Raw genomic sequence first — 13186 nt, forward strand, 5'->3', positions numbered from 1 at the left:
GGATAAGGAACATTGACGATGCAACGCTGCGGCTGGGTTTCACAGGATCCTCTCTATATTGCCTACCACGATGAAGAGTGGGGCGTTCCACTGACAGACAGCCGGTCGCTGTTTGAAATGCTCTGCCTGGAAGGCCAGGTTGCCGGACTGTCGTGGTTAACGGTATTAAAAAAACGCGAAAACTATCGCCGCCTTTTTCATCATTTTGATGTCCGGGCCGTTGCCGCCATGGATGAAGAGGATATCGAACGTCTGATGCAGGACAGCGGGATCATCCGTCACCGGGGAAAAATCGCCGCCATTATGGCCAATGCACATGCCCTGCTGGCGATGGAAGCCGCAGGTGAACCGTTTAACACCTTTATCTGGAGCTTCGTTGAGCATCAGACACAGATCAGCCGTTTCGAGGACTATCGGGCGGCCCCGACCACCAGCGCGACCTCAGATGCCCTGTCTAAAGCCCTTAAAAAGCGCGGATTCAAATTTGTCGGCTCCACAACCTGCTACTCGTTTATGCAGGCCTGTGGGCTGATCAGCGAGCATACCACGGCGTGCTTTTGTCATCCTGATAACAACAAGTAGCTTTCGCTTACAAAATTGAGAATAAGCCTGGGTATTTCCTCCATATTTCAGCGGCATAATGGCCGCATTTATGGGCAACGTTGTCCAGATGCTGCAATGAGAAGGAACCCCCAATGAAAAAACGCGTCATCACACTGGCTCTGGTGCTGTGCGGCACCCTGAGCGTGGCAGGTTGTACCACCAACCCTTACACCGGAGAGCGCGAAGCAGGTAAATCCGGCATTGGCGCGGGTATTGGCGCGGCGCTGGGTGCAGGGGTAGGGATGCTCTCCTCTTCCAAGAAAGACCGGGGTAAAGGTGCACTGATTGGTGCGGCTGCCGGGGCTGCACTGGGCGGTGGAGCCGGGTATTACATGGATGTACAGGAAGCGAAGCTGCGTGACAAAATGAAAGGCACGGGCGTGAGCGTAACGCGTAATGGCGATAATATCGTGCTGAACATGCCGAACAATGTCACCTTTGACAGCAGCAGCAGCACGCTGAAACCGGCGGGTGCCAACACCCTCACCGGCGTGGCGATGGTATTGAAAGAGTATCCAAAAACGGCAGTGAACGTTGTCGGTTACACCGACAGCAGCGGCAGCCGTCAGCTGAATATGACCCTTTCACAGCAGCGTGCGGACGGCGTGGGTAGCGCGCTGATTACCCAGGGCGTCGCCGCCAGCCGCGTTCGTACCAGCGGCATGGGTCCGGATAACCCTATCGCCTCCAACAGCACTGCGGAAGGCAAAGCGCAAAACCGTCGCGTTGAGATCACCCTCAGCCCGCTGTAATACACCCGCCCCGGCCTGTCTGTGCCGGGGCGATTATTCCTGTTTTTCCGAATAATTTCGCCGCATCATAGTGAGCATGTAGGATCTGTGCTAACCTGCGCACAAATTGATCACCCTCTGTAAATATGTCACTTAAAGCTATTGCCAGCACTCTTGGGCTCTCTGTTACCACCATCAGTCGTGCCCTTAATGGCTATGATGATGTGGCACAGGAAACCCGCCTGCGTATTGAACAGGAAGCCCGACGTATCGGATATCGGCCTAACGCGGTCGCGCGTCGCCTGAAAACCGGGCGGACCAATGCCGTGGGTCTGCTGTTTCCTGTCACACCGTTACCCTTTAACGATATCAGCTTCGTCGAAATGATGGGGGCCACCGCGCAATCGCTTGCGCGGTTTGATATTGACCTGCTCATCATCGCCGATGAAACCCACGATGATCATCGCGGCATGCAGCGAATGCTGCGCACCCACTGTGTGGATGCCCTGATCGTCGCCCATACCGCACGGCAGGACAGCCGCCTGATCACGCTACAGCGGCTGGGCTTCCCGTTCCTGGCACTGGGGCGCAGCGATCTGGATCAGCCTTACGCCTGGTTCGATTTTGATAACCATGCCGGCCCGGCGCTGGCGGTCAACCATTATGCCGGTTGCGGTTTACAGCGTTTTGCCTGGCTGGGCAGTCATCACGATCAGACTTTCGTTGATCAGCGGCGACAGGGGTTTCTTGATGCACTGGCACAACGCGGTCTGGTCAATAACGCATGCTGGCAGGTGGAACCTACCCGTCGGGAAGGCTACCGTCTGACCCGACAGATGCTGGCACAGCATCCGCAACCTCAGGTCATCGTCACCGACTGTAATATGCTCGGCGATGGTGCCGCAATTGCGCTACGGGAAGCAGGCCGGCTCACGGGTCCGCAACAAATTGTGCTGGTGGTTTACGATGGCCTGCCCGCCGATTCGGTGGTCTCCGATCCGGTCGCCAGTATTGTTCAGGCAACGCGTCCCGACGTCGGTCAGCAGGTGGCTGCTATGGCTCAGAAGCTGATTGAGGGCCACGATGTCGCCACGCTGCAGGTGCTGTGGCAGCCGGAGCTAAAACTGCCCTGATGCTGCCGTCGCGGATAAGTTGTGATAGTCTCGCGCCATCTTCACCATCTGGGAACACCATGAACCGTAAGGCCGTCAAAGCCACTATCAGCGATGTTGCGAAAGCCGCAAGCACCGGAAAAACCAGCGTTTCACGCTACCTGAACGGCGAACTGAACGCGCTTTCCGCCGACCTGAAAACGCGTATTGAGCAGGCGATCGCCGCGCTGAACTATCGTCCCAGCCAGATGGCACGCGGCCTGAAACGCGGACGCACCAGGCTGATTGGCCTGATCATTGCCGACATTACCAACCCCTATTCCGTTAATGTGTTAAGCGGCATTGAAGCCGCCTGCCGCGCCCACGGCTTTACCCTGCTGATGTGTAATACCAATAACGAAGTTGACCTTGAAAAACACTATCTCAATCTGCTCAACAGCTATCAGGTGGAAGGCATTGTGGTGAATGCAGTCGGCATGCGTGAGGAGGCACTGAACCAGCTTCAGCAGTCACTGCTGCCAATGACGCTGATTGACCGTAAAATTCCCGAGTTTGAATGTGATGTAGTAGGGCTGGATAACCATGCTGCCGCCGTGCTGTCCACAGAGCACCTGCTTGAACAGGGTTACCGGGCGCTGTTGTTTATCAGCGAGCCGCTGGGACTGGTCAACACCCGGCTGGAGCGCGTACACAGCTTTCGCCAGCGTATGGCACAGCAGCCTGAGCTGGTGGCGGAACAGGCCGAGATTTCCCTCAGCGACCCCACGCGTCTGGATGCAGTACTGAGCGACTTTTACCAGCGTCATCGCGGCATCCCCTGCGCCGTGATGGTGGTGAACGGGGCGCTGACGTTACAGGTTGCCCGCGCGCTGCGCCGCCTGAATCTGAACTGGGGTGAGCAGATTGGGCTGCTGGGCTTTGACGAACTGGAGTGGGCGGAGCTGGCCGGCGTCGGGATCACCACGCTGAAGCAGCCTACGTGGCAGATAGGTTATGCCGCCCTGGAGCAGGTTCTGAAACGTATTGCAGGCGATGACCAGCCCCGGCATGAACAGGTTTTCAGCGGTGAACTGATCGTGCGCGGATCAACGCAAAAACTCGTACCGTAATATTTTTCAGGCCTGCCCTATACGCCGGCAGGCTTTTCTTACTCCGTTGGTGACAACCCTTCATTCCCTCTCTTTTTAAGACCTTTCCCTGCCACTAATTGTGCACATCGTGAGCGCGATCATAAATTCCACTTCTGTTGCTATCTTTTGGAACCGGTTCCATCTAACGTTTTTAACAGAACAGTGATGCAGGAAGGATGTATGAAAAGAGAAATCATCGTCGTCACCGCTGCCTACGGGCAACAGCAGGTTAAAGCCATGGGTGGCCAGCAGGCGCTGCTGCCGGTTATTGCCGCTGCAGGGGCGGACGGCGTGGAAATCCGCCGCGAGCTGATGACAGAGCATGAACTCGCCTCGCTGCCCGTGATGGCGGAGGCTATCCGTCACGTCGGGCTGGTGGCGTTCTATTCCGTACCGGAAGCGTTGTTTATGGCAGATGGTTCGCTTAATCCCCGTCTCGACCAGCACTTTGCCGAAGCGGAACAGCTTAATGCCCAGTTAATAAAATATGCGCTGGGACATTATGACCCGCGTTTTCCCTGCCAGGCGTTGCGCAGTAAGCTCGCCGGGAAAAAAGTGCATCTGGTGGTGGAAAACGATCAGACCGATTGCGGGAAACTGGCCGCGCTCGATCGCTTTTTCCACGCCTGTGGAGAAAGCCGCACCTGCAACGGTATGACCTTTGATATGGGCAACTGGCTGTGGGTGGGCGATAAACCACTGGAGGCCGCCGCGCGCCTGAATCGTTATGTCAGCTATATCCATGTGAAGGCCGCCGTGCGGCAGGATGAAGGCTGGCGCGCCGTGGCGCTGGATGAGGCTGATAATCTGTGGCGTGACACGCTGGCCCTGCTGCCCGCTGACGTTCCGCGTGCTATTGAATTTCCGCTGGAAGGCCCGGATCTGGTGGCGGTGACCCGCCACTATGTCGACCTGCTGCGTGAGGAGTAGATCATGAGTACTGCAACTACCCGCCCCCTGGATGTGGTCACCATCGGCGAAGCGATGGCGATGTTCGTGGCCGCAGAGTGCGGCGATCTCGCCAGTGCCGGCCGGTTCAGCAAGCGCATCGCCGGGGCTGAGCTGAATGTCGCCATTGGCCTGGCCCGCCTGGGCCTGAATGTTGGCTGGGTCAGCCGCATCGGCGATGACTCCTTCGGACGATTTACCTGCCAGCAGCTGGATCTGGAGGGCGTGGATCGCCGTCAGGTGACAGTTGATGCCCGTTACCCGACCGGCTTTCAGCTGAAATCGAAAGTCGACGATGGCTCCGATCCGCAGGTGGAGTATTTCCGTAAGGGCTCAGCCGCCAGCCACCTTTCCGGCGAGGATTTTAATCCGGAATATTTCGCTTCGGCACGTCACCTGCACCTGAGCGGCGTAGCGGCGGCGCTCTCCGACACGTCGCTTGCACTGTTACAGCAGGCCGCGCAGGCGATGAAAAAGGCGGGAAAAACCCTCTCCTTCGACCCGAATCTGCGTCCGGTACTGTGGTCCAGCGAAGCGGAGATGGTCAGGCAGTTGAACGGTCTGGCGCAGTATGCCGACTGGGTGCTGCCGGGCATCAAAGAGGGCCAGATCCTGACCGGTTATTCGCAGCCGGAAGCCATTGCCGATTTTTACCTGGCGATGGGCGTGAAAGCGGTGGTGATCAAGACCGGCAGTGACGGCGCCTGGTACAAAACGGCTGACGGCGACAGCGGCCAGGTGGCGGCGATCAGAACGGATAATGTCGTGGACACCGTCGGTGCCGGTGACGGCTTTGCCGTCGGCGTCATCAGCGCCTTACTGGAAGGCAAAACGCTACCGGCAGCGATACTGCGCGGTAACAAAATTGGTTCACTGGCCATTCAGGCGATCGGTGACAGCGAAGGATTACCGACGCGCGCTGCGCTGGGTGACTTCTGACGCCGTCACGACCCGGAAAAAAACAAACCGCATCGACCCCTACTAAAGAATGCGGCCACCGAGGATCAGACTTATGAAAAATCAGACAATCGCGCCTAAACGCTGGTGGTACATCATGCCCATCGTGTTTATCACTTACAGCCTGGCGTACCTTGACCGTGCCAACTTCAGCTTTGCCTCTGCCGCCGGGATCAACGAAGACCTTGGCATCACCAAAGGTGTCTCTTCGTTACTGGGCGCCCTGTTCTTTCTCGGCTACTTCTTCTTCCAGATCCCGGGGGCAATCTACGCCGAGCGCCGCAGCGTTAAAAAGCTGGTGTTCTGGTGCCTGATTTTATGGGGTATCTGCGCCACGCTGACCGGGATGGTCAGTAATATTCCGATGCTGGCCGCCATCCGCTTTACGCTCGGCGTGGTGGAAGCCGCGGTGATGCCGGCGATGCTGATCTACATCAGCAACTGGTTTACCAAATCGGAACGTTCGCGCGCCAACACCTTCCTGATCCTCGGTAACCCGGTGACCGTCCTGTGGATGTCAGTGGTGTCCGGTTATCTGATCAACGCCTTTGGCTGGCGTGAAATGTTTATTATTGAAGGCTTCCCGGCGGTGATCTGGGCGGTAGCGTGGTGGTTCCTGGTGCAGGATAAACCGGCGCAGGCCAAATGGCTGAGCGATGCCGAAAAAGCCGCCCTGCAGGCGCAGTTACAGAAAGAGCAGGAGAACCTGAAAGCCGTTCGTAACTATGCCGAAGCCTTTAAGTCACGAAACGTCATTATCCTGTGCGCCCAGTATTTTACCTGGAGCATCGGCGTATACGGCTTTGTGCTGTGGCTGCCCTCCATTCTGCGTAACGGCACACAGATGGGTATGGTGGAAGCGGGCTGGCTGTCGGCCGTACCTTATCTGGCCGCCACGATAGCGATGATTGTTGTCTCCTGGGCTTCGGATAAGTTACAAAACCGTAAATTGTTTGTCTGGCCGTTACTGCTGATTGGTGCCATGGCCTTTTTAGGCTCATATTTGGTGGGGCCGGGTAATTTCTGGCTGTCCTATGCGTTGCTGGTGATCGCCGGGGCGGCGATGTATGCCCCTTATGGCCCGTTCTTTGCCATTATCCCGGAAATGCTGCCGCGTAACGTTGCCGGCGGCGCCATGGCGCTGATTAATGCCATGGGGGCGCTGGGCTCCTTCCTCGGTTCCTGGGTGGTGGGTTACCTGAACGGTGCCACCGGCAGCCCGTCCGCGTCGTATATTTTTATGGGCAGCGCCTTACTGGTCTCCGTCTGGCTGACGCTTATCGTAAAGCCCGCGCAGAATAAGCAGTCGCCGCTGCCTGATGGCGCTCTCTCCTCAAAATAGCGGCTTCCGCCTCTGAAACAGAGGCGGTTTTCGTTGGGGAGACGTGCCACTCTGTTAATGAAATAAAGGAAATAGGAAGAGCATATGAAACCTTCTGTAGTGCTGTATAAATCGTTACCTGACGATTTGCGCGCACGTCTGGATGAGCATTTCAGCGTGACCGAGGTGAAAGATTTAAGCCCGGAAACCCTCGCGGCTCATGCCGACACGTTTCGTCAGGCCAAAGGTATTCTGGGCTCCGGTGGTAAAGTGGATGCTGCGTTTTTGCAGCATATGCCTGAGTTGCGCGTTGCCTCAACCGTTTCCGTCGGCTACGACAATTTCGACGTGGCGGCGCTCAACGAGCGTGGTGTCCTGTTGATGCATACCCCGACGGTGCTGACCGAAACTGTGGCGGATACCATGATGGCACTGGTGCTGAGTTCTGCCCGCCGCGTGGTCGAGATGGCGGAACGCGTTAAAGCGGGAGAGTGGCAAAAAAGTATTGCTCCTGACTGGTACGGCATTGATGTCCACCATAAGAAGCTGGGGATCCTCGGCATGGGCCGCATCGGCCTGGCGCTGGCACAACGCGCACATCTTGGCTTTGGCATGCCCATCCTCTACAACGCCCGTAAACATCATACGGAAGCCGAGCAGCGCTTTGATGCGCAGTACTGTGACCTCGATCAGCTACTGGCCGAGTCCGACTTTCTCTGTATCAGCCTGCCACTGACCGAACAGACGCACCACCTGATCGGTGGTGATCAGCTGGCGAAAATGAAGAAAAGTGCGGTGCTGATTAACGCCGGACGCGGTCCGGTGGTGGACGAGCAGGCGCTGATTGCCGCGCTGAAAGACGGGACGATCCACGCCGCCGGGCTGGATGTGTTTGAGCAGGAACCCCTGCCGGTGAACTCTGAACTGCTGCAGCTGCGTAACGTGGTGGCGCTGCCGCATATTGGCTCCGCGACCCATGAAACGCGCTACGGGATGGCGAAAGATGCCGTTGATAACCTGATTGCCGCGCTAAACGACAGGGTAGAAAAGAACTGCGTTAATCCGCGTTAACCACAGCTGTCGTTCTGCAGGGCCGGTCGTATTGACGATCGGCCCTGCCCGGTTGCGGGTTGACCGGAAATGCGGTCAACCCCTGCCTGGCGGCGACGATTATTCTTTGGCGATAGGCGTTTCGTCGATGGCGACGGTGTCATCCCCCTGGATCTGTTTCACACGCTGTTCGACCTTCTGTACCGCGCTGGCATCTTTCAGCAGCGTATAGGTCAGCGTAAATTCAGTACTCTGTCCTGCCTGCAACTGTTTCACGCGCCCCTGTTCTTTCTCGATAGTGACCGGATAGGCATAGTTTGTACCGGGCTCAATCCCCGTTACATAGCCCTGTTTCAGGGTGTCGGTATTTTTCCACATGGTCAGCAGCGGAAGCTGGTGGGTGTCAAACTCAATCGATGCGCCTTTATCCCCTTTGCTGTTGATCACCGCGGCCACGGTTTTGCCATTGCTGTCGGCTTTCGGCGTCAGGTTAAATACCATCTCATCGAAGTCTTTGGTTGGTGCGCCGTAAACATTCCAGCCATCCAGCCCTTTTTTGGCGTAGTCATTAAACGGTGAAACGGATTTCAGCGGGGCAATAAAGCGGGCATCTTTTTCCAGGATCGGCGTACCGAAATTGCTGTGATAGATAATCTGATAGTCGTGAGGATAATCGGCCTGGTTGGTCAGCACATCATGAACGGTAAAGGCATCGGAGCCCGGGACATAGCGCAGCTCGGTCCAGGTTTCGAGGTTCGCTTTTTTAAAGGTGGTCTCTTTCAGCAGGCCGCGAATGCGGATTTCATGCGGGGCTTTGTCATCGACAATCACTTCCACTTTCGACGCCGGGGTGTTGCCCGCTTTCCCGTGCAGCGTGTAGATCATGCCGTCTTTAGTCACCGGGTGGCCGGTCCACTCGAAGCCGCAGCGCACCATCATCTCATTGAACCCTTCCAGCCAGCCCAGGCCGTTACGGCTTTCCAGATTGATATTCGCCGGATTGACCACTTCCTTCACCGGTGAATCCCAGCCCAGACGAACGCCATGTCCGGTGACTTTAAGCAGATCCATGCCGCGCGTTGGGCTCAGGCTGATAGTCAGGCCATTTTTACTGGTAATGGTCAGCACTTTTGACCCTTCCTGCTTGCCGCCGTGCAGCACTTTCTGCTCGATGCTGAAGCTTTCCCCTCCCAGCTTCAGCTGCTGGCTGCTTACCTGCCAGTTTCCCTTTTCCGTACTGGTTTCAGCATCTGTCAGCAACCAGCTTTGTGCTGCTGCCTGACCGCTAATCACCGCCATTACTACCCCTGCCAGAAGCGTTTTTTTCATGGTTCTTATCCTTTAGCTGAATTGATTAAGCTTGATCGAGGAACAGACTACAAACCAGCGCAGGATAAAAACGTGATAGCCATCACCGACTGGCCTATTGGCGTTTTTTACTCCATTAAACGTGCAGTAAATCACTAAATTTTGCCCTTAATCACGGTGGATACATTAACGGATGTGATGCCAGGCACGAGGCAGGGCTATTACCTTTAAACGATTCAGCTTCTGACACGCGACCCGGTCGGCAGATATCCGCCAACCTCGCCGCCATGAACAAATGCTATCGCGCTCCCCTGAAGATTGCATCGTACAAGTGCTGGCGTTAAGGTGGACACCCGTTGTAAATAACAAGTGATTAACAGGGTATGAGCTTTTCGGCATTTGGTGACAAATTTACGCGCCATACAGGCATTTCACGCCTGATGGAAGATATGGGGCAGGGTTTACGTACGCCGGGCACCGTGATGCTGGGCGGTGGCAATCCCGCGCAGATCCCGGCTATGAACGACTATTTTCAGCAGTTGCTTCAGCAGATGCATGATGAAGGCAAGCTGGCAGAAGCGTTGTGCAACTATGACGGTCCACGGGGTAAAACGACACTGCTGGACTCCCTGTCGGCCCTGCTGCGCGACCAGCTTGGCTGGGACATCGCCCCGGAAAATATTGCCCTGACCAACGGCAGCCAGAGCGCCTTCTTCTACCTGTTCAACCTGTATGCCGGCTACCGCGCTGACGGCAGCAAAAAGCGCGTCCTGTTCCCGCTGGCTCCTGAATACCTGGGTTACGCCGATGCCGGTCTGGATGAAGACCTGTTTGTCTCGACGCGACCCAATATTGAAATGCTGCCGGAAGGCCAGTTCAAATATCATGTGGACTTTGAACATCTGCATATCGGTGAAGACACCGGTCTGATCTGCGTGTCGCGGCCGACCAATCCGACCGGGAATGTGATCACCGATGACGAATTGCTCAAGCTGGATGCGCTGGCACAGCAGCATGATATCCCGCTGCTGATCGACAACGCCTACGGCGTCCCCTTCCCGGGAATTATCTTCAGCGAAGCACGTCCGCTGTGGAATCCAAATATTATTCTGTGCATGAGCCTGTCGAAGCTTGGCCTGCCGGGTGCGCGCTGCGGCATCATTATTGCTGATGAGAAGGTGATTTCCGCTGTCAGTAATATGAACGGCATTATCAGTCTGGCACCCGGTAGCGTTGGGCCCGCCATCGCCAATGAGATGATCCAGCGCGGCGACCTGTTGCGACTGTCGGAAGACGTGATTAAGCCGTTTTATCAGCAGCGCGTGACGCAGACCATTGCCGTGATCCGCCGCTATTTATCCCCCGACCGCTGTCTGATCCATAAGCCTGAAGGGGCAATTTTCCTCTGGCTCTGGTTTAAAGATCTGCCGATCACCACTGAAGTGCTGTATCAGCGGCTGAAAAAACGGGGGGTGCTGATGGTGCCGGGGCATTTCTTTTTCCCGGGGCTGGAACAGGCGTGGCCACACACGCATCAGTGTATGCGAATGAACTACGTGCCGGACAGCGATAAGATTGAGCAGGGGATTAGCATTCTGGCAGAAGAAGTTGAGCGGGCACACCGTGAGTCATTTTAAGGCCGCCAGCGTCTGCTGGCGGCCCGACTAACACGCAGTCTTACTTGATAATTTCGATACGACGCGGTTTATTCGCTTCAGGAACGACGCGCTCAAGATCGATGTAAAGTAAACCGTTTTCCAGTTTTGCATCACGAACATGAACGTGTTCGGCTAACTGGAATTTACGTTCGAAGTTACGCTCCGCGATCCCCTGATAGAGATAGGTGCGCTCCTGCTGTTCGTCCGGGTGCGATCCACGCACGCTGAGAAGATTATCGTGGGAGGTGATCTCCAACTCATTTTCAGCAAAACCGGCAACAGCAATCGTAATGCGGTAGTTATTTTCACCCACCAGCTCAACATTATACGGAGGATAGCCGCCGTTGTTGTTGCTCTGGCTCTGACTGGATTCCAGCAGGTTGATCAGGCGGTCAAAACCAATGGATGAACGGTAAAGTGGGGCAAGGTCGAAATTACGCATGTTAAGCTCCTGATTGTCAGCGAGTTATAAGTCAATGTTAACGGCCCTCCATCATGGACGGGTCGCCGGATCAGAAAAGACTGCCCTGTCGGCACAGGTTTCACTGACCGTAGAAATAAAATGGTGATGAACACCATGCTTTCAAGGGGTATATGACGATTTTTCTACCTGAAAGCACGTAATGACATACACTCAGGGATGAGTTCGCCGGGCCATCGTGTCAGTCACCACAGAGTGACCTGCACGCCGGCAATGAGTCTCAGCCAGGCTTGCCATGACTGAAGGGATTATCGAGATGAAAGCTTTGAAGAAGTGCCATATTGCCGGGTTGGTTGCCTGTGTTTCCCTCGCCAGCGCCAGCGGTTGCTCAAGCGTGATGACGCACAGCGGCCCCAGTGAAGGCTATTACTCCGGTACGCGCGCCAGCGCCAGCGTCCTGACGAACAAAGAAAGTAGTTGGGTAATAAAGCCACTGGCCCTGATCGACCTGCCTTTTTCTGCCGTACTGGATACGTTACTGCTGCCGGTAGACTATTACCGCGCCGGGGATACTGACTCACCGCGCGATCGCGTGCGCCGCAGCGAGCAGAAGAATCACACCAACGAGATTATGCGGCAGACCATCGCTCCGGACGTGGCTAATTCGCCTGCGCCGTAAATATCTGTCGGAATTCGCCACAGTCACGCAGATACGCTACCGAGCGGCCATCAGGAGAAAACACCACTGCATCGGCCACCGGAGCGACAGCGCTGCGCGCGGTGATGCGTCGCAACGCGCCACTTCTGGCATCACAGAGGGTGATGCTATTGTCCATCACAAACGCCAGCTGGTGCCCGTCAGGATGCCAGCTAAAGGCGGACTGAATATCGCTGTCGCCCCGTGTCACCTGCCGCGGTTCACCGCCCAGAGGGGAGATTGTCCACAACTGCACCACGCCGGCATCATCTTTCATCAGAAAGGCAATGACACTGCCATCCGGTGAACTCCGCAGCCAGTGGCGTGGTGCGGCGGCCAGACCTGGGAAACGGCGATCGGTGGTAAAGGTCAGACGCCGCTGCTGCACCCCCCGGGGCGGAGCCGGCAGTCGGGTTTCACTGCCTTCCAGCGGCGCATCACCTGCAATAGCAAACGCCGCATTGCTTTCCGGCAGGTCAACGATAAACACCTCGGTGACTTTTTCCCCGCCAGCCGACAGCGTGTCGCCCATAAAGGCCAGCGCCCAGCGCTGCTGGCTGCCGTCGGCACGCCGGTAACCCTGCTGACCCACCCAACCCTCTTCGTAGGCCCGGTTAATCTCATCGCTGCCCGGCCGTGGGCTGGCCGTGGTTCGGCTGACCAGCACACAGTAGTGGCTGCCATCATATTCGCGGGGATGGTGCCTGGGTGGACACACCGCGTGCAGCGGCACGGCCACCCCCACATTGCGCAAATCCTGTCTCACATCCCACTCATGCATGACATGATCGTTATAGGTAAAGCTCAGGCGTGAACCGTCCGGGCTGAAAACGTGTACATGAGATCCTCCACGCAGCGCACCGGGGGTATAAGGGGGCGTGATATCGCAGGCATCCAGGTTCTCCGCGACGCCGTACTGAACGATCACGCCGCGGCGATGGTGGAAATCATACTTCCACTGGCTGTCGGGGTGTTCCGGTCCGTGAATGCAGACGTAACGGGCAGGCAGATCCGGGCTGACGGTCACGACACCGACATGGGCACCGTCACGTGCCTGATACAGCACTTCCGTCACGCCGCTGTGCGCATTAACCCGCTCAACCGTCAATCCCGTAAAGGACGCCCCGCTGGGACGAACATCATAGGCCAGCCACTGGCTGTCGGCGGTCCAGACGTTAATATTGGTCAACTGGTGATGGCGCGGAGCGAAAGTGAGCTGTTTTTCTTTCATCGTGAGAACCCTTAGCACG

Annotated in this window: 13 protein-coding genes; 10 read left to right on the plus strand and 3 right to left on the minus strand. The window is 56.5% G+C overall.

The window, feature by feature from the left end; all coding sequences use genetic code 11:
• Positions 1-18 precede the first annotated feature (18 nt).
• The 8 genes from EPE01S_RS07770 to ghrB all read left to right on the plus strand — a co-directional run bounded on the left by EPE01S_RS07770 (position 19) and on the right by ghrB (position 7873).
• The gene (locus tag EPE01S_RS07770; RefSeq protein ID WP_062744063.1) at positions 19-582 is read left to right on the plus strand and encodes a DNA-3-methyladenine glycosylase I; all 564 of its coding nucleotides are present in this window, start codon (positions 19-21) and stop codon (positions 580-582) included.
• 113 nt (positions 583-695) lie between these two features.
• Positions 696-1355: an OmpA family lipoprotein gene (locus EPE01S_RS07775; protein WP_062744064.1), complete on the plus strand. Its 660-nt coding sequence runs from the start codon at positions 696-698 to the stop codon at positions 1353-1355.
• A gap of 125 nt (positions 1356-1480) precedes the next feature.
• Positions 1481-2467, plus strand: coding sequence for a LacI family DNA-binding transcriptional regulator (locus EPE01S_RS07780; protein ID WP_062744065.1), 987 nt, complete (start codon positions 1481-1483; stop codon positions 2465-2467).
• A 59-nt stretch (positions 2468-2526) separates the two neighbouring features.
• The gene (locus EPE01S_RS07785) at positions 2527-3555 is read left to right on the plus strand and encodes a LacI family DNA-binding transcriptional regulator (protein WP_062744066.1); all 1029 of its coding nucleotides are present in this window, start codon (positions 2527-2529) and stop codon (positions 3553-3555) included.
• 201 nt (positions 3556-3756) lie between these two features.
• Positions 3757-4506: a sugar phosphate isomerase/epimerase family protein gene (locus tag EPE01S_RS07790; protein WP_062744067.1), complete on the plus strand. Its 750-nt coding sequence runs from the start codon at positions 3757-3759 to the stop codon at positions 4504-4506.
• A 3-nt stretch (positions 4507-4509) separates the two neighbouring features.
• On the plus strand, positions 4510-5463 hold the full coding sequence (locus EPE01S_RS07795) for a sugar kinase (RefSeq protein WP_062744068.1): 954 nt from the start codon (positions 4510-4512) through the stop codon (positions 5461-5463).
• A 73-nt stretch (positions 5464-5536) separates the two neighbouring features.
• Positions 5537-6823, plus strand: coding sequence for an MFS transporter (locus EPE01S_RS07800; protein ID WP_062744069.1), 1287 nt, complete (start codon positions 5537-5539; stop codon positions 6821-6823).
• Positions 6824-6907: 84 nt separating this feature from the next.
• Positions 6908-7873, plus strand: a complete 966-nt coding sequence (gene ghrB / locus EPE01S_RS07805) for a glyoxylate/hydroxypyruvate reductase GhrB (RefSeq protein ID WP_062744070.1) — start codon at positions 6908-6910, stop codon at positions 7871-7873.
• Positions 7874-7972: 99 nt separating this feature from the next.
• Here the strand turns inward: ghrB and EPE01S_RS07810 are convergent, their stop codons facing one another.
• On the minus strand, positions 7973-9181 hold the full coding sequence (locus EPE01S_RS07810; protein ID WP_062744071.1) for an aldose 1-epimerase family protein: 1209 nt from the start codon (positions 9179-9181) through the stop codon (positions 7973-7975).
• 362 nt (positions 9182-9543) lie between these two features.
• On the opposite strand from EPE01S_RS07810, the gene EPE01S_RS07815 reads away from it, so the two are divergent.
• Positions 9544-10797: a valine--pyruvate transaminase gene (locus EPE01S_RS07815; RefSeq protein ID WP_062744072.1), complete on the plus strand. Its 1254-nt coding sequence runs from the start codon at positions 9544-9546 to the stop codon at positions 10795-10797.
• A gap of 40 nt (positions 10798-10837) precedes the next feature.
• Here EPE01S_RS07815 and ibpA read toward each other — a convergent pair whose 3' ends face one another.
• Complete coding sequence (gene ibpA, locus EPE01S_RS07820; RefSeq protein WP_062744073.1) at positions 10838-11260, minus strand: small heat shock chaperone IbpA; 423 nt, start codon at positions 11258-11260, stop codon at positions 10838-10840.
• 295 nt (positions 11261-11555) lie between these two features.
• Between ibpA and EPE01S_RS07825 the strand changes: the two genes are divergently transcribed.
• Positions 11556-11918, plus strand: a complete 363-nt coding sequence (locus EPE01S_RS07825; RefSeq protein ID WP_062744138.1) for a YceK/YidQ family lipoprotein — start codon at positions 11556-11558, stop codon at positions 11916-11918.
• Here EPE01S_RS07825 and EPE01S_RS07830 read toward each other — a convergent pair.
• Entirely contained in the window at positions 11899-13167 is a 1269-nt protein-coding gene (locus EPE01S_RS07830; protein ID WP_062744074.1) for a YidR family protein, read from the minus strand. The two genes, EPE01S_RS07825 and EPE01S_RS07830, sit on opposite strands and share 20 nt — an antisense overlap.
• Positions 13168-13186 lie beyond the last annotated feature (19 nt).

The sequence above is a fragment of the Erwinia persicina NBRC 102418 genome, assembly GCF_001571305.1.
Taxonomy (GTDB): Bacteria; Pseudomonadota; Gammaproteobacteria; order Enterobacterales; family Enterobacteriaceae; genus Erwinia; species Erwinia persicina.